Below are 16,203 nucleotides of genomic sequence, written 5' to 3'. Positions count from 1 at the left end.
ACCACTTTATTCTCCGCGTTCCGTCGGCCGACGCCATGGCAGAGCCATCCGCGAAACGGTCCGTCCGCCGGGGCGTCGCGGTCCTCCTCCTCCCGGTGTCCGGGGCGACGACGCTCCCCGCGTTCGTCGAGGCCGCGCTCCCCGGCGTGTCGAGTGTGGTCGGTGTCGTCCTCTTCGTCGCCGCGGTCGCGTACCTCGTCGGCAGCGTCAGTAGACAGGTGGCCGCGGCGGCCGACACGCCGCTGTGATCGGTCCCGGACGGGCACCGGACGGCACCGAATACTCCGGGGGGCCACGAGACCGCGCCGACCGAAGCGTTCAACAGTCCGTCGCGAATGTCCCCGCACATGGTCGACAGGAACGTCGTCCGCCGGGGGTACGACGAACTCGCGACGGCGTACGCGGCCGACCGCGTCGAGGACGGCCGCGGACGAGCGGTCCTCGACCGCTTCCGTGAGTCGCTGCCGCCGGACGCGCGGGTCCTCGACGCCGGCTGCGGGCAGGGCACGCCCGTGCTCCGAGCGCTGAACGACTCCGGGACCGCCGTCGGAGCGGACATCTCGCGCACCCAACTGGCGCTGGCCGCCGAGAACGTCCCCGGAGCGCCGCTCGCGCAGGGTGACCTCGTCGCGCTCCCGTTCCGCGACGGCGCCTTCGACGCGGTGACGGCGTACCACTCGCTAATCCACGTTCCGGAGGGGCGTCACCAGGCCGTCGTCGACGAGTTCGCCCGCGTCCTCGGCGACGGCGGACGGCTCCTCTGTTCTGAGGGACCGGAGCCGTGGAACGGCGAGAACCCGGACTGGCTCGACACCGGCGTCGAGATGCAGTGGCACATCGCGGGCGCGGAGGCGACTCGGCGGCAGCTCCGGAACGCCGGCTTCGTAATCGAGCGGGAATCGACCGTCGACGACTCGCTCGCCGACGGCGCCGACGCGCGCTGGACGTTCTTCGCCGCGCGGCTCACCGAGTGAGCAGCCGAGCCCTCGTTACTTCCCTTCGAACTCGGGTTCGCCGTCGCCCATGAACGCCGTGACGCCCTCGATGAGGTCGTCGGTGTTCATGACGTGGCCGAAGCCCATCGCCTCGACTTCGAGGCCGGCCTCGTTGTCGGTGCGCCCGGCGTGGATCGCGCGCTTCGTGTACTTCTGCGCGATCGGCGGGCCGCCCGCGAGCTGCGCTGCCAGCTCCCGCGCCCGGTCGTCGAGCTCGTCGCCCGGCACGACCTCGTTGACGAAGCCGTAGTCGGCCATCGTCTCGGCGTCGTAGCGGTCGGCGGTGAGGATGATCTCCTTCGCGCGCCCCTCGCCGACGACGCGCGCGAGCCGCTGCGTGCCGCCCCAACCCGGGAGCAGGCCGAGGTCGAGTTCGGGCTGGCCGAGCTCGGAGCGCTCGGAGGCGATCCGCATGTCTGCCGCGGTCGCGAGCTCCATCCCGCCGCCGAGGCAGTAGCCGTCGATGGCGGCGATGACGGGCTTGTCCGACTCCTCGAGCTTGCCGAACGTCTGTTGACCCTGCCGAGAGAGCTCGACGGCGTGGATCGGGTCCGCGCCGCCCGCGGCCATACTCTGGACGTCCGCGCCAGCGGAGAAGGCGCGGTCGCCCGCGCCGGAGAGGAGGATCGCCCGCACGTCGTCGTCGCCGTCGAGCAGGTCGATCGCGTCGGCGAGCTCGTCGAGCACGTCGCCGCTGATCGTGTTCATCCGGTGCGGGCGGTCGATCTCGACGTGCCCGACCCGCGCGTCGGCGTCGACGTCGACGTTCAGCACGTCGAACGCCGGGCCGCTCTCCGCGTCGCCGTCGGCTCCGTCGCCGCGGAAGCCGCCCGACTCGGCCGCCTCGCGCAGGTAGTCGGTCGCCTCATAGCGCTCCTCGCCGGTCTCCTCCGCGAGGGCGTCGAGCGTCTCGACCAGCGCGTCGAGCCCCTCTTCGTCAGCGAGCTTTGCCGGGCCGTCGGGGAAGCCCGCGCCGAGCTTGACCGCCTCGTCGATGTCGTCGGCGTCGGCCACGTCGTTGCCGATCAGGCCGGCCGTCTCGTTGGCCATCACCGCGAGCAGGCGGCGGCGCACGTCGTCGTCGAGCGCGTCGCTCGGGATCTGCGCGCCGTCGCCGTCCTCGTAGTCGTAGAATCCCTTGCCGGTCTTCTTGCCGAGGTCCTCCGCCTCGACCTTCTCGCCGAGCAGCGGGCAGGGGCGGTAGGCGTCGCCGAGGACCTCGTGCATGTACTCCAGCACGTGGTAGCCCACGTCGATGCCGACCTGGTCGGCGAGCTCGAACGACCCCATCGGGAGGCCCATGTCGAACTTCGTCGTGGAGTCGACCGCCTCCATCGTCGCGTCGCCGGACTCGACGATCCACGCCGCCTCGTTCATCAGGGGGACGAGGATGCGGTTGACGATGAACCCGGGGCTGTCCTTCCGGACCCGGACGGGCGTCTTCCCCATCGACTCGGCGAGCCCCTCGATCAGGTCGAGCGTCTCCTCGCTCGAGTGCTCCCCGGAGATGACCTCGACCAAGTCCATCCGCACCGGCGGGTTGAAGAAGTGCATCCCGCAGAAGCGCTCGGGGCGGTCCGTCACCTCCGACAGCTCGGTGATAGAGAGGCTGGAGGTGTTGGTGACGAAGACGGCCTCGTCGGGCGCGTACTCGACCACGTCGTCGTACACGTCCTTCTTGATGGCCATCTTCTCGGGGACGACCTCGACGACGACGTCGGCGCCGTCGAGCGCGTCCTCGAGGTCGACGAACGCGTCGACGCGGTCGAGCGCGGCGTCCGCCTCGTCGTCGCCGATTCGGTCCTTCTCCGCAAGCTTGCCGAGCGACCACTCGATCTGGTCGTACCCGTTCTGGACGAGCTCATCGTTGATGTCGCGGAGCGACACGTCGTAGCCGGCGAGGGCGGCCACTTCAGCGATACCGTGGCCCATGTTCCCGGCGCCGAGCACCGTCACGCGCTGGACGTCTTCGAGCTGCATACCTGAGAGTCGGAACCGTCATGGTTGAACGTTTTCATCTTCCAAACGTAAAACAAACTGTAAGTTTATTCGGGTGGGTTGGCGGCGGCTCGACGCGAGGTTCGAGAGACTGAGACGAGCACGAACGGTCGACGCGGGGTGCGAGGGACTGAGACGAGCACGAGCGCTCGACGCGGGGTGTGAGAGGCCGCGCGGACCGGTCCGGAACCGAACGTACTCCTCCGTGCGGTCCCTCGCTTCGGTATGGACGACGGCGTCGACGGAACGATCGACCCGGCCGCGGACGCTGACGGGCCAGCGGCGAAGAGTGGCGGTCCGGCCGCGGACGTAGACGACCCGGTGATCGAGGTCCTCCGCGAGGACCCGACGATGGCGACGCTCGTCGATCGACACGGGCCCCTCGACGTCGCGCCCGCGGACGACGAGTTCGCGCGGCTCTGTACCTCGATCGTGAACCAGCAGCTCTCGACCGCCTCTGCGGCGGCCATCCACGAGCGGTTCGTGGAAGTCGTGGGCGGCGACCCGACCCCGGAGCGCGTCCTCGCGGCCGACGAGGCGGCCCTGCGCGAGGCCGGGCTCAGCGGCACGAAGGTCGACTACCTGCGCAACGCCGCCGCCGCGTTTCGCGACGACGAGCGCGACCTCACGCGCGAGGAGTTGGCGGGCGTAAGCGACGAGGCGGTCGTCGACCGGCTCACCGAGATCACGGGCGTCGGCGAGTGGACCGCGAGGATGTACCTCGTCTTCGCGCTCGGGCGCGAGGACGTGCTCCCGCTCGGCGACCTGGCGGTTCGGAAAGGGATCGAGCTGGTGTACAACGGTGGGGAATCGCTGTCGCGCGCGGAGATGCGCGAGATCGCCGAGGCGTGGCGCCCGTACCGGAGCTACGGGACGCGATACATCTGGGCCGAGTACGAGTCCTGACCGCGCTCTCGTGGAGGAACGACGGGCCGAGCTATCGGGTCCGGGTCGACTGCTCCGGTTCGGGCTCGGGGTCGCCGGCCGTGGCTCGGTCACCGCTCGCCGCGTCCTCGCGGTACAGCCGGAGGATCTCCTCTAAGAGGACCGCGTGCCGATCACCGGGGACGTACTGGTGGTCGATGAAGTCCTCGGCGTCGCTGAACTTCTCCCGGAGCGCGAGCTTCCGCACGAACGCGACGGACTCGAAGAACGGGGGGCCGTCGGTCTCCTCGTCCGCGCCCAGCGTCCGGTCCGCGTCCGGGATCACCTCGGACTCGATCGCCTCGTAGTCGATCGTCTCCGGGTCGTACTCGTCGAGGGTCCGGGAGAGCACGTAGTCGGCCGAGAAGCGGTAGAACTCCGACTTGCTCTCGAACTGCCCCTCGTCGACGAGCGATTCGATCTCCTCGACCACCGACTCGGGAAACCGGACCGTGCTCTTCACCATGTGTCGTGTCCTCGACAGCCTCGGTCTTATACTTTTGTCAGACGCGCGTGAGCCAGATTTCGGCGGCGCCGGACGGGTCTACTCCTCCTCTTCGAGGATTTCGCCCGCCTCGTCGCGCTCGGCCTCGTCTCTGTCGGCGCGCCGCCGCACGTCGACTCGGTAGTCAGTGAGGATGTCGCGGCCGAGCAGCAGCGGGTACTCCATGTGCTCGCGGTCCTCGACGCTCGCGGTGACGGTGTGCTGGTTGCCGCCGATACCGATGACGAGGTCGACGACCGGCCGGGCCTTCCCGCCCTTCACGCTGCCCGACTTGACCCGCGTCATGCTCTTGATCGGACCCGCACCGATCTCGGCGGCCAACTGGGTGTCGATGCTCGTCCGGGTCGCGCCCGTGTCCGACTTCGCGAGCGCCTGCGTCGAGCCGGAGGTGCCCGTGACGACGACCTCCTCGATGTAGCCGATGTCGGGCTGCTCGGAGGGGGTCGGCTTCGGCGCGGGCGCGCAGGACGGCCGCGAGTCGTCGAGGGTCGCGGCGACGCGCTCGACCGCCTCGTCCTCGACCTCGCCGCCGACCGTCTCGATCGCCAGCTTCGCGATGTGCGGGGCCGGGCTGGTGCCGGTCGCCTCGAACAGCCCCTTGAACCCGGCCGTGGGGTTCACTTCGAGGACGTACCAGCCGTCGTACCCCTCGACGAGGTCGACGCCGGCGTAGTCGAGCCCCATCACCTCGGCCGCGTAGAGGGCGGTGTCGGCGGCCTCCTGCGGCATGTCGTCGGTGGCGTCCTCCACCGCGCCGCCCAACGCGACGTTGGTGCGCCAGTCGCCCTCGGGCGCGTAGCGGTACATCGACCCGACGATCTCGTCGCCGACGACGTACACCCGCAGGTCGCGGTGCTTCTCGTCGTCGCGGTCGATGAGCCGCTGGAGGAACGCCTGCCGGTTGCCGACCTTCGGGTTCACGCGCTCGGTCAGGTCGACCTTCCACGTCCCGCCGCCGTGGGTGCCGATCGCGGTCTTATACACGCCCACGTCGCCGAACCGCTCGCGGCCCTCGTTGAGGCGGTCGTTCGACAGCGCGAGCAGCGCGTCGGGCACGCGGATGTTCCAGTCGGCGAGCGTCGCCGCCGTCGCGAACTTGTGGATCGACGCCAGCACCGCGTTCGGCTCGTTCAGCATCGGCCGGATGCGCTCGAACGTCGCCGCCAGCCCGAGCAGCTCCGCGGGCTGGTCGGTGTTCGATAAGAGCAGGCGGTTCGCGATCACGTCGACCGCGGGCTCGACCGCCACCTCGCCGTCCTCGACGCTCACCGCGGCGTTCTCCTCGCGGAGCCACACCGGCTCGTGGCCGAGATCCTCGACGGCGTTACAGATCGCCTTCGTCTCCTTGCTGTTGTGCAGCGACAACACTCCCACCCGAACCGAGTCCGAACTCATACCTCTCACTGCGCGGGCCGACGTAAAAGACGCCCCGATCGTTTCGGCCGGACGAGATCCGGAGTCTCCGGGTCGCCATATATATACCCGACGCCGCGCTCCGGTCTGCCATGAGCGAGGACCGGGCGTTCACGTACAACGGCGGGGCGGTGCCGCCCGGCGAAACGCAGAACATCCGCTACGGCATCAGCGAGACGTACCTCGGCGACCCCGTCCGTATCCCGGTCACGATCGTCAACGGGGAGCGCGATGGGCCGACCGCCTTCCTGACCGCGGCCGCCCACGGCGACGAACTCAACGGAATCGAGGTCGTCCGCGAGGTCGCCCACGAGTGGGACCTCTCGGCGCTTTCGGGCACGCTCGTCTGTCTCCCCGTCCTCAACGTGCCCGGCTTCCTCGCCCAGCAGCGGTACCTCCCCGTCTACGACCGCGACCTGAACCGGTCGTTCCCCGGGAAGCCCGGGTCGACCAGCTCGAAGCGGATGGCCCACCGGATCTACGAGAACTTCATCGCGCCGTGCGACTTCGGGCTCGACTTCCACACCTCCACCCGCGGCCGGACGAACATGCTCCACGTCCGCGCAGACATGACCGACGAGTCGGTGTACCGGCTCGCGATGGCGTTCGGCTCGAAGGTGATCATCGACAGCGACGGGCCGAGCGGCACGCTCCGCGGCGAGGCGACCGACGCCGACATCCCCACGATCACGATCGAGATGGGGGAGGCCCACCGGTTCCAGCGCCCGCTCATCGACGACGCGCTCGACGGCGTCAAATCCGTCTTCGCGGAGTACGGACTCCTGGAGACCGACACGGTTCGCTGGCCCGGCTGGCGCACCGTCGTCGCCGGGGCGGGCGAGAAGACGTGGCTGCGCGCCGACTCCGGCGGCATCGTCGACACCCACTTCGAGAGCGGCTCGCTCGTCCGCGAGGGCGAGCGCATCGCGACGATCACCAACCCGTTCAAGGAGGACGCGGTCGCGGTGGAGGCCCCGTTCACCGGGCTCCTGATCGGCCTGCTGGAGAACCCGGTCGTCTACCCCGGGAACCCCCTGTGTCACCTCGTCGAGATCGGTGAGTCGACCCGTCGGGCGATCGAGGCCGGCAGCGCGCCGAAGCCCGTCGGCCAACCGACGCCGACGGCCGGGAAGTGAGGTCGCCCTCTGTGGTCGACGGGTCGCGCTCTGGGTTCGTACGTCGCCGTCGTGGCCGTGACACCGACCCGTCACCCCTCGCCGAGCCGCTCCCGTAGCCCGACCGCGGCCCCGGCGACAACCGCGAGGAAGCCGCCGAGGAACGCCACCGGCTGGAGGACGACCCGCTGGGCGACGACGGCGCCCGGCTCGCGCTCGACGGTCCGGGTCCAGAACTCGTACCGCTCGCCGTCGAGCTCGACGATCAGCAGTCCGTCGCCGAGCGTCGGGTCGGTCGGGTACGACAGCGAGTCGACGCGCTCGTCGGGGCTCTCGACGCCGAACGCGCCCTCGGGGGCGTCGCGGGCGCGGTCGAACGCCGCGCGGGCGGCGGGGTCAAGGTCGGCGTACGCGACGACGGCGTTCGAGTCGTCGAGACCTTCGTCGGTCGGAGCGTCGAGACCCACCGACGACCCGGCGGTCACCGACCGAACGGTGTGGGTGTAGGCCGGGTCGGCCTCGCCGACCGAGACCGGGAGGAACAGCGGGTTCGCCATCAGGAGGACGCCGAGCGCGACGAGCGCGGCGGCCGCGAGCGGGGCGCGCATACGCCGCCTTCGGCGGGCCGGGAGTTGAGCCTTTCCGAGCCGCGCGGCCGGCCGCAGCCGAACAGCTCCGCCATCGGCCGAGACGTGGCGCCGGGCCTCAGATCAGCCCGAGCGCCGTGAGGATCTGGTTGCCGAAGATCATCGCGATCAGTCCGGTCAGCATGACGAGGCCGGACGAGACCGTGATCGTCCGCACCGCGGCGTGCCGGTCGCTGATCGGGACCCGGCTGATCACCGCCTCGGCGACCATCCGGAGGATGCGGCCGCCGTCGAGCGGGAACGCCGGCAGGCAGTTGAACAGCGCCAGCTGGATGTTGATCCACCCCGACCAGAACAGGAGGTTCGCGAGCAGGAACGTCCCGCCGCCGAGCACCGCGAGCGGCCCCTCGACAACGAAAAAGTTGGTCAGGTCGCCGGTGAACCCCGCGAAGTTGAACGGGAGCCCGAACAGGCTGCCGAGCGGCAGGATGAGCGCGACGAACACCAAGCCGAGCGGCGAGTCGGTGACCCCGCCGAGCGGGACGCCGCCGGCGGTCCCCTCGCCCCCGTCGCCGCCGAGCAGTTCGAGGTACGCGCCGGCGGGGTACTCGGTGACGCCCACGTCGTCGAGCGCGAGCCCGCTCGTCCCGGGGAAGACGCTGACGCCGACGAAGCCGCCGTCGCGGTTCGGGTGGGCGTCGAGTTCGACCTCGTACGTGTCGCGTTCGCCGTCAGCGTCGTAGACGGTGACGGGGACGGTCTCCCCCGGCTCGCGCTCGCCGAGGACCGCGGAGAGCGCCCCGTTGTCGACGACGCGCTCGCCGTCGACCGAGACGATCGTCAGCGGCTCGCCGAGGGCGGCGCCCGCGTCGTGGATCGGCCCGTCCTCCTGAACCCCGACGACGTACGCGCCGATCGGCACGTCCGGGACGGTGACGGCGGCCTCGTCGTCGGCCGTTTCGACGCCCGAGGCGTCCTCGGCGCCGGGCGCGTCGCGGACCTGGTCGACGACGGTCGCGTTGCCGGTCACCGTCAGCGCGGCGCGCTCGTCGTCGCCGACCGCGGCGAAGAGGTCCGACTCGGTCGCGACCGGCTCGCCGTTCACCGCCGCGATCGTCACCGGTGCGCCCTCGATCCTCACGCCGAGGGGGTTGCCGCCGGCGGACCCGACCACCTGTAGCTCGCGGTCGACCCGCACCGTCTCCCGCGCGTCGCCGTCGTCGACCGTGAGCGCAACCGAGTCGCCGGCGTCGGCGATCGCCGACTCGAACTCGGCGCTCGTCTCGATCGGCGTTCCGGCGACCTCGACGACCCGGTCGCCCTGCGAGATGTCGGCCGCGGCCGCCGGGGAGCCGGGGTTGACCTCGCCGACCGCGTAGCCCGCCGCGGGCGAGATGGCGCCGACCACGGGGCCGAAGAGGAGCGCGAAGACGACGATCGTGAGGACGGTGTTCGCGGTGACGCCGGCAGCGAACATCCGTGCGCGCGCGCCGCGAGACGCCTCCTGCGTCGCCTCCTCGTCCGGTTCGACGAACGCGCCCACCGGGAGCAGCGCGAAGAAGACGAGTCCCATCGAGTCGATGTCGATGCCCTCGACCCGGCAGAGGAGCCCGTGTGCCCCCTCGTGGATCACCATCGCGGCCCCGAGCCCGGCGACGATCTCCGGCGCGACCGACAGGGGAAGGAAGTCGTTGACGCCGGGGATGATGAGGAAGTTCTGCGGCTGCTGGATCGCGGCGGGCTGTGCGTTCGTGAACGCCGACATCGCCGACGAGAGGATGAGCGCGAACGACGCCACCATCGCCACTAAGGCCCCGCCGAGGCCGAGGTTGGCGACCGCGCGCCAGAACCGCTTCGGCGCCGCCAGTCGGCCGAGGAAGGCGCGCCCGCGGAGGGTCCGGAGCGTCAACACCGGTCCGGAGATCCTGACCGCGTCCGGGAGGATCCCCTCGTTCCGCAGCCACATCGCGACCGCGGAGTACGCGAGGACCCCCGTCAGCACCCAGAACAACGTGTTCATTACCACGCCGTTGGGCTCGCCCGCTCGTAAGGGGTTCGGTTCCCGGAACCCTCGGCCGCACCGCGCGCACCGATACGGCCCGCCGCGGCCGTCGGGGAGGACTGATACGCGTCCGGTGCGTGCGTCGGACCGATGGCCGACGCCGACCGGTCCCACGCCGCAGACGCACAGCCCGCGCGCCGACGGCCCGATCCCGTCGAGTCGGACGCCGCCGAACGCTCGCTCGCGCCCCTCATGGGCGCGGCGTACGTTACCGCCGGGGTCGCCCACTTCCTGATCCCGGATCGGTTCGCGGAGGCGATCCCGCCGTCGTTCCCCCGGCCCGTCGGGCTGGTGTACCTCTCCGGGATCGCCGAGATACTCCTCGGGGTCGGCGTCGCGATACCGCGGACGCGGCGCCCGTCCGCGTGGGGGATCGTCGCCCTCCTCCTCGCCGTGTTTCCGGCGAACGTCCACCTCGCCCGGCGCGACACCCTCGACGACCTCCTCCCGGACCGACTCGTCGCTCCGGCGCGGCTCGCGGCGCTGGTCCGCCTGCCGTTTCAGGGCGTCCTGATCGCCTGGGCGCTGCGGTACGCGCGCGACGACGACCCGTCGGAGCCGTGTTCGGAGGCGTAGTTCCGGAGCGATCGAGGTCCCGCCGCGAACTCAACACCCAAGTACCCCCCGGTACAAGCGTGACCCATGATGGCGCTCATCGACTTCGTCTCCCGGCTGGTCGGCGACGTCGGGCGGTTCGTCGACATCTTCCTGAACGACCTCATCCTCGGCGCCGGCGACCCGCTGTCGGCGCTGCTCGTCCTCGTCGGACAGGTCCTGATTATCGCTTCCGTCGGCGCGCTGGGCTACGCCGCCGTCGGCGCGCTGCTCGGTGAGATTGGCGTGAACCTGCCCTCGCTCGGCGGACGCGGGCGCTCGGAGTAGTCGGCGGCGCCGGTCGCCGACCTCGTCGCGCCCAGACCGTCCTCAGTCGTCGTCAGCACCGATCGCCGACCGCACTTCGGCGCCGGCCCCCGGACCGTCGACGGTTTCGGCACCGTCGCCCCCGTCGGGAACCTCGAACTCGTTCAGCCGCGCCAACAGGTCGTCGGACCGGTCCGAGAGCGTGTGGACCCGGCCGGTCACCTCGGAGACGGTCGCGGTCTGCTCCTCGGCCGCGGCCGCGACGGTCTCCGCCTCGGTCGCGGTCTGTCGGCTCACGGAGGCGACGCCGTCGACCATGTCGACGACCTCCTGCGTGGTGCGCGCCTGGTCGTCGGTCGCGTCGCTGATCTCTTGGACCGTCTCGTCGACGCTCGTCACATCCTCGACGACGCCCTCGAACTCCCGCAGCGTCGACTCGATCGTCTCGACCCCCTCGGCTACCTGGGCCTCCATCGCCTCGGCGTCGGCGGCGGTCTCCGCCGACGCGGTCTGGACCTCCTCGATCCGCCCGGAGATCTCCCCCGCCGACTCGCGCGTCTCCTCGGCGAGCGACTTCACCTCGTCGGCGACGACCGCGAACCCGTCGCCGGAGCCGTCGGCGCGCGCCGCCTCGATGGAGGCGTTCAGCGCGAGCAGGTTGGTCTCCTCCGCGATTTCGTCTATCACGGCCGCGATCTCGTCGATCTCGCCGACCCGGTCCGCGAGGTCCGTGACCGCGGCCGCCGTCTCGCCGATCCGCGTCTCCAGCGTCTCAAGCTCCGCGATCGCCTCGGCCGCCTCCTCGCGGCCGGAGCGACCGCGTTCGGCGGCGTCGCGCGCGGTCTCGGCCGCGTCGTCGGCGCTCGCCGCAATCTCCTCGACGGTCGCCGACAGCGTGTTCATCTCGCTCGCGATCGCCTCCAGCTCGTCCGTCTGCTCGGCCGCGCCGTCGGAGATCTCCTGGACCGAGCGCGCGACCTCGCCGCTCGCGTCGTCGACCTCGTCCATGCTCGCGCGCACCTCGTCCGCGGCCCCGGCCACGTCGGCGGTGAACCCGCCGACCTCGCCGACCGTCTCGCCGAGCGTCGCGACGAGCCGGTTGTAGTTGTCGACGATCTCGACGTACCGGCCCTCGTCGGTCGCCAGCGCGTCCCCGTCGATGGTCGCCGTCAGGTCGCCGTCCTGCGCGCGCTCGGCGGCATCGCCGAAGGCGTCGACGAGCGCCTCCAGCTCGGTGGTGTAGGCCGCGAGATTCTCGGCCATCTCGTCGAGCGACGCCCCGAAGGCGCCCGGGACCTCCTCGTCGAGCGCGGGGTCGTCGAACTCTTGATCGGCGAGGGCCTCCGCCTGCGCGGAGACGGTCGTGAGGTACCCGTGGACCTCGCCGAAGGCGCCGACGAGGCTCCCGATCTCGTCGGGTTGGGTCGGGTCGAGGGCGCCCGCGGCGTCGCCGCCCGACGACCCGGTCGCGTCGGGCTCACGCGCGTCGTCGATATTCCCCGCGGCGATCGCCTCCGCCTGACGCTCCAGCGCGCGTATCGGGCCGACGAAGTCCTGTCGAACGATGAGCAGCGTGTTGTAGATGGCGACGACCGCGCCGAGGAACAGCGCCCCCGAGACGACGTACGCGGCGGTCCCCGAGATCAAAAACTGAGTGAGAAAGATGCCGACCGTGACGAGAAACTGGATGCCGACCGCCGTGACGACCTTGCGCTCTATCGATTCGGTGACGCCGAGCGCGTCCATCGTCCGCCACAGGAGGGCCTCGTACCGCCCGCGGACACCCGGGCGGCGCTGTCGTGTCGTGGACATACTTCGCCCTCGACGAGAACGGGTTATGAACCTCCCGCCGGCGTTATCAGCAGCGATTCTCGATTGTCAGCGGGCGAGAATCCGCCGCCAGCGTGCGTGAAAGCAGTGCGGGCGCCGCCGACGCGGCCCGGAACAGCCCTCGTCGACGCGGCCCGGAACAGCCCCCGTCGACGCGCCTCGGGAACCCAGTCGACGGACCTCAGAACAGCCCGTCGACCGCCTCGGCCGCGAGGTCGACGGCGGCCTCGAGGTCCGGGCCGAGCGGCGAGCCGACGACGAGGCCGTCGGCGTGCTCGGCGACGGCGGCGGCGCGCTCGCGGACGGTCTCGGGGGTGCCCGCCATACAGAAGGCGTCGACCATCTCGGGGGTCACGCGCTCGAAGGCGGCGGAGAACTCGCCGGCCGAGACGCGGTCACCGATCTCGCTCGCGGCGTCGGGGTCGATCCCGTGGCGCTTCAGGACGGGCGGGGCCGCGCCCGCGGCAATGAACGCGACCGGCGGCCGGGCAGCCTCGCGGGCGGCGGCCTCGTCCTCGGCGACCGACACCGCGGCGTAGGCGATCAGGTCGAACTCGCCCCGGCTATCGGGCCTGTCGTCGAGGCCGTCGTCGACCTGCTCGCGGGCCCACGCGAGGTCTTTCGGATGCGAGCCGTTGTACAGGAGGCCGTCGGCGTGCTTCGCGGCCATCCGACACATGTGCGGCCCCTCGCCGCCGACGTGGACCGGGATGTCCGCGCCCTGCGGCGGCTCGTAGTTGAGCCCGGCGTCCGCGGCGTCGAAGGTGCCCTCGTGGTCGACGCGCTCTCCGGCCCAGAGCCGCTGTGCGGTCTTGAACGCCTCCAGCACCGAGCGGAGCCCGCGCTCGTCTTCGAGGCCGAGGTTGGCGAGCGTCGAGGGGTCGCCCGGGCCGAGCCCGAAGACGGCGCGCCCCTCGGAGGCCTCGTCGAGGGTCGCGACCTTCGACGCGAGCGTCACCGGGTGGGTCTCGTAGGGGTTGGCGACCCCCGGACCGAGCCGGACCGAGTCGGTGGCGGCCGCGAGCCGCGAGAGAAACGCCCACGGGTCGCGGTTGTTGTAGTGACACGTCGAGTAGACGGCGTCGTAGCCGGCCTCCTCGGCGCGGACGCCGAGGTCGACGAGGCGAGACAGCTCGTGTTCTGGGGTGAGTTCGATTCCGAGCATGGTTACTCCTGAAAGGTCCACTCCCGCAGGGCCTGCCGGACGAAGTCGCCCTCGACCTCGCGGAAGTGATTGTCCGAGCCGTCGTGGTCGCCGAACTCCCAGTCCCGGACGACGACGACCGGGGTGCCGCCCGCGCCCTCGCCGGCGACGAGGTTGGCGGCGGCGGCGAGCTCGTCGATCACGTTCTGGACGGTGACGCCCATCTCGCGGCCGTCGCGGTCGCGTTCGCCGCGCCAGTCGCGGCTGGCGGGTAGCCCGGCCCAGCCGATCGCGACCCCGCGCTGGCCGTGCCGGAAGGGACGACCGGAGGTGTCGCTGACGACGACGCGGTCGGCCGCGAGTCCGTCGCGGATGCGCTCCGCGCTCTCGGTGGGGCGCTCCGGGAGCAGCAGCAGGTCGCCGTCCGGGACGTTCGAGCGGTCGATGCCGGCGTTGACGCCGACGTGCCCGAAGCGCGTCGCGGTGAGGAGGAACGGCGCCTCCATGACCAGCTCCGTCGACTCCTCGATGACCGCCTGCGCGAAGCGCGGATCCTTCTCCTCGTCCGCTATCTCGGCGAGCCGGTCGGCGACCTCGCGGGCCCGGGGGCCGGCCGGGAAGTCGTCGAGGTCGAAGACGCGTCCCTCGGCCTTCGAGACGACCGTGCTGGCGACGACGACCACGTCGTCCTCGCGGAGGTCGACGCGCTCGCCGATCATGGCCGCGAGGTCGTCTCCCTCCCGGATCTCCGGGAGGTCCGGAACCGCGAACAGCTCCATACGATCACCTGCGCGGCGACGAGGAAAAACCCCGCCGGTACCGGGCCGGTTTGACGGTATCGGGACGAAGCGGCGGAGTCCGATTCGCGGCGGACTGGCGAATAACTGGCGCGTTAAATCAGGCACAAAAATAGCATTTGCTAAAACATTCGTTGGTATAATATCGAAAAACCATGTTTATATAAGGACAAAGGGCGGATAATAGGTATTTCAGCCAAAATTTTTTACACACCGAGTAAATACTGTAAAACGCGATGAAGGAACTGACAACCGAAGGCGAATCGGCTCCGATCGGGACGCGGACGCGCGTCCCCGAAGAGGCCGACGACGGCGAACCGATCGTGACGCAGACCCGCGCCCCGTGACGGCGCGCGGGCGTCGACCACCCGCATTTTTTCTGCCGACGGCGTCCGTACGGCTTATACGCGACTCCGTCGAACGCCAAGTGTGGACCTCCACGTCCGGTACGAGGGCGACGACGACCCCGACAAGTGTACGGCCCGGAAGCTCGCGCGCTTCGACCTCGCCGAGCTCCACCGCTCGGACCGAGCCACGCCGTATGGGGTCGTCCTCAACCCCCACGCCGAGCGCGCGCTCTCGCCCGTCGACGCCGAGCGGGCCGCCGAGACCGCGCTCGTCGCGCTCGACTGCTCATGGGAGTCGGCGGGCGAGAAGATGTTCTCGCTCCCCGGCGAGCACCGCGCGCTGCCCTACCTCGTCGCCGCCAACCCCGTGAACTTCGGCCGTCCGATGCGGCTCACCACCGTCGAGGCGTTCGCCGCGGCGCTGGTGATTCTCGGCGAGCGCGACCGCGCCGAGCGCGCCCTGTCGAAGTTCACGTGGGGCGAGACGTTCCTCGAACTCAACGCGGAGCCGCTCCGCCGGTACGCCGACTGCGAGGACTCCGGCGAGATCGTCGACATCCAACAGGAGTACCTCGACCGCGAGTGACTCGGTGCGGGTTCGGCCCGAGACGGTAGCGGGCCAATACCGGCACCGAACGAGGTCGCGACAAGGCTTTTGCGTGAATCAGCCGTATCGAGAGCCGATGGTATCCACAGGCGACGACGCACCCGCGTTCACCGCGACGGTCGGCACGAGCGATCACGAGCCGTTCGACCTCGACGAGGAGATCGGCGACGGGCCGGTCGTGCTCGCGTTCTTCCCCGGCGCGTTCACGCCGCCGTGTACGAACGAGATGATCGCCTTCCAAGAGCGCGCCGACGCCTTCGCGGAGGCCGGCGCGACTCTCTTCGGGATCAGCGCCGACTCGCCGTTCTCGCAGGGCGCGTTCCGCGAGGAGCACGGGATCGAGTTCGACCTCGTGAGCGACATGGCCGGCGACGCGATCCGCGCGTACGACCTCGAGATCGACATCGCCGAACTCGGCCTCCACGGCATCGCGAACCGCGCCGTGTTCGTGATCGACGACGACGGCGAGGTCGTCTTCGACTGGGTCGCCGACGACCCGACCAACGAGCCGGACTACGAGGCGGTCCTCGACGCCGTCGAGAGCGCGTGAATTCCGGTCGCGGGGCGGCCGGTCCCGTCGCGTCCGCGGTTCTATTGTAATAAGATACCGGAGCCCCGCAGCGACGGACCGCTTCGAGCCGATCCCGCTATCCGAGGACGCCGCCGATAGCACCCGCAAGCGCCGAGTCGACCGCGAACAGCAGCGTCAGGAACAGTCCGACGACGAGGACCCCCGCGCCACCGAGCAGGCTTCCGAGTGGGCCACCGGCCAGTCCGACGAGGCCGCCGAACGCGGCGAGCAGGAGCGTGACGGCCACGCCACTCACCGAGCCCGCGAGCAGGCCGTGCCAGAAGCCGGAGAGCAGCCCGCCGGCGGCGACGTAGCCGGCGACGAACCCGCCGATGAGTCCCGCGCCGACGTGGCCCACGACGGGGACGAGCGTGGCCAGCAGCCCGGCGATCAGCATCACGACGAAGCCGTAGCCGACGGCGCGCCAGTCTGTCATACCCGCGGGTA

17 protein-coding genes are annotated in these 16,203 nt (G+C 70.7%); 8 read left to right on the top strand and 9 right to left on the bottom strand.

Going from position 1 to position 16,203, the window contains the following annotated elements:
- Nucleotides 1–35 precede the first annotated feature (35 nt).
- Together EXE47_RS12235 and EXE47_RS12230 are read left to right on the top strand one after the other, a co-directional pair.
- On the top strand, nucleotides 36–248 hold the full coding sequence (locus tag EXE47_RS12235) for a hypothetical protein (protein WP_049931540.1): 213 nt from the start codon (nucleotides 36–38) through the stop codon (nucleotides 246–248).
- 99 nt (nucleotides 249–347) lie between these two features.
- Nucleotides 348–974, top strand: a complete 627-nt coding sequence (locus EXE47_RS12230) for a class I SAM-dependent methyltransferase (RefSeq protein ID WP_086219692.1) — start codon at nucleotides 348–350, stop codon at nucleotides 972–974.
- Between the two features lie 15 nt (nucleotides 975–989).
- On the opposite strand, the gene EXE47_RS12225 is transcribed toward EXE47_RS12230, so the two are convergent.
- Nucleotides 990–2,975 carry a 3-hydroxyacyl-CoA dehydrogenase/enoyl-CoA hydratase family protein gene (locus EXE47_RS12225; RefSeq protein WP_089308111.1) on the bottom strand — a complete coding sequence of 662 codons (1,986 nt, stop codon included), beginning with the start codon at nucleotides 2,973–2,975 and terminating at the stop codon, nucleotides 990–992.
- A gap of 369 nt (nucleotides 2,976–3,344) precedes the next feature.
- On the opposite strand from EXE47_RS12225, the gene EXE47_RS12220 reads away from it, so the two are divergent.
- Entirely contained in the window at nucleotides 3,345–3,899 is a 555-nt protein-coding gene (locus EXE47_RS12220; protein ID WP_049931703.1) for a DNA-3-methyladenine glycosylase, read from the top strand.
- 31 nt (nucleotides 3,900–3,930) lie between these two features.
- Here the strand turns inward: EXE47_RS12220 and EXE47_RS12215 are convergent, their stop codons facing one another.
- Together EXE47_RS12215 and EXE47_RS12210 are read right to left on the bottom strand one after the other, a co-directional pair.
- Nucleotides 3,931–4,383 carry a hypothetical protein gene (locus tag EXE47_RS12215; RefSeq protein ID WP_089308112.1) on the bottom strand — a complete coding sequence of 151 codons (453 nt, stop codon included), beginning with the start codon at nucleotides 4,381–4,383 and terminating at the stop codon, nucleotides 3,931–3,933.
- A gap of 78 nt (nucleotides 4,384–4,461) precedes the next feature.
- Complete coding sequence (locus tag EXE47_RS12210) at nucleotides 4,462–5,817, bottom strand: RimK/LysX family protein (RefSeq protein WP_176450716.1); 1,356 nt, start codon at nucleotides 5,815–5,817, stop codon at nucleotides 4,462–4,464.
- 110 nt (nucleotides 5,818–5,927) lie between these two features.
- Between EXE47_RS12210 and EXE47_RS12205 the strand changes: the two genes are divergently transcribed.
- Nucleotides 5,928–6,971 carry a succinylglutamate desuccinylase/aspartoacylase family protein gene (locus EXE47_RS12205; RefSeq protein ID WP_086215751.1) on the top strand — a complete coding sequence of 348 codons (1,044 nt, stop codon included), beginning with the start codon at nucleotides 5,928–5,930 and terminating at the stop codon, nucleotides 6,969–6,971.
- A gap of 71 nt (nucleotides 6,972–7,042) precedes the next feature.
- Here the strand turns inward: EXE47_RS12205 and EXE47_RS12200 are convergent, their stop codons facing one another.
- Together EXE47_RS12200 and EXE47_RS12195 are read right to left on the bottom strand one after the other, a co-directional pair.
- Nucleotides 7,043–7,558, bottom strand: a complete 516-nt coding sequence (locus EXE47_RS12200; protein ID WP_049931545.1) for a hypothetical protein — start codon at nucleotides 7,556–7,558, stop codon at nucleotides 7,043–7,045.
- Between the two features lie 97 nt (nucleotides 7,559–7,655).
- Entirely contained in the window at nucleotides 7,656–9,557 is a 1,902-nt protein-coding gene (locus tag EXE47_RS12195) for a site-2 protease family protein (RefSeq protein WP_089308113.1), read from the bottom strand.
- Between the two features lie 132 nt (nucleotides 9,558–9,689).
- Between EXE47_RS12195 and EXE47_RS12190 the strand changes: the two genes are divergently transcribed.
- The gene (locus EXE47_RS12190) at nucleotides 9,690–10,175 is read left to right on the top strand and encodes a DoxX family membrane protein (RefSeq protein ID WP_089308114.1); all 486 of its coding nucleotides are present in this window, start codon (nucleotides 9,690–9,692) and stop codon (nucleotides 10,173–10,175) included.
- Between the two features lie 66 nt (nucleotides 10,176–10,241).
- Entirely contained in the window at nucleotides 10,242–10,481 is a 240-nt protein-coding gene (locus EXE47_RS12185; RefSeq protein ID WP_049931548.1) for a hypothetical protein, read from the top strand.
- Between the two features lie 42 nt (nucleotides 10,482–10,523).
- Here the strand turns inward: EXE47_RS12185 and EXE47_RS12180 are convergent, their stop codons facing one another.
- The 3 genes from EXE47_RS12180 to EXE47_RS12170 form a co-directional block, all read right to left on the bottom strand.
- Nucleotides 10,524–12,206, bottom strand: a complete 1,683-nt coding sequence (locus EXE47_RS12180; protein WP_089308398.1) for a methyl-accepting chemotaxis protein — start codon at nucleotides 12,204–12,206, stop codon at nucleotides 10,524–10,526.
- Between the two features lie 265 nt (nucleotides 12,207–12,471).
- A complete protein-coding gene (locus EXE47_RS12175; RefSeq protein ID WP_049931549.1) occupies nucleotides 12,472–13,455 on the bottom strand; it encodes a 5,10-methylenetetrahydromethanopterin reductase in 984 nt (327 codons plus the stop codon).
- A 2-nt stretch (nucleotides 13,456–13,457) separates the two neighbouring features.
- The gene (locus tag EXE47_RS12170) at nucleotides 13,458–14,213 is read right to left on the bottom strand and encodes a coenzyme F420-0:L-glutamate ligase (protein WP_049931550.1); all 756 of its coding nucleotides are present in this window, start codon (nucleotides 14,211–14,213) and stop codon (nucleotides 13,458–13,460) included.
- Nucleotides 14,214–14,660: 447 nt separating this feature from the next.
- Between EXE47_RS12170 and EXE47_RS12165 the strand changes: the two genes are divergently transcribed.
- Complete coding sequence (locus tag EXE47_RS12165; protein WP_086216982.1) at nucleotides 14,661–15,164, top strand: DUF367 family protein; 504 nt, start codon at nucleotides 14,661–14,663, stop codon at nucleotides 15,162–15,164.
- 97 nt (nucleotides 15,165–15,261) lie between these two features.
- Nucleotides 15,262–15,735, top strand: coding sequence for a redoxin domain-containing protein (locus EXE47_RS12160; RefSeq protein ID WP_086216983.1), 474 nt, complete (start codon nucleotides 15,262–15,264; stop codon nucleotides 15,733–15,735).
- 97 nt (nucleotides 15,736–15,832) lie between these two features.
- Here EXE47_RS12160 and EXE47_RS12155 read toward each other — a convergent pair whose 3' ends face one another.
- Nucleotides 15,833–16,192: a DUF5518 domain-containing protein gene (locus tag EXE47_RS12155; protein ID WP_049931553.1), complete on the bottom strand. Its 360-nt coding sequence runs from the start codon at nucleotides 16,190–16,192 to the stop codon at nucleotides 15,833–15,835.
- Between the last annotated feature and the right edge of the window lie 11 nt (nucleotides 16,193–16,203).

Origin of the sequence: Halorubrum sp. GN12_10-3_MGM (assembly GCF_005435235.1) — an archaeon.
Classification (GTDB): domain Archaea; phylum Halobacteriota; class Halobacteria; order Halobacteriales; family Haloferacaceae; genus Halorubrum; species Halorubrum ezzemoulense.
The sequence above is the reverse complement of the archived record's forward strand: the minus strand, read 5'-3'. Positions and strand labels throughout refer to the sequence as shown.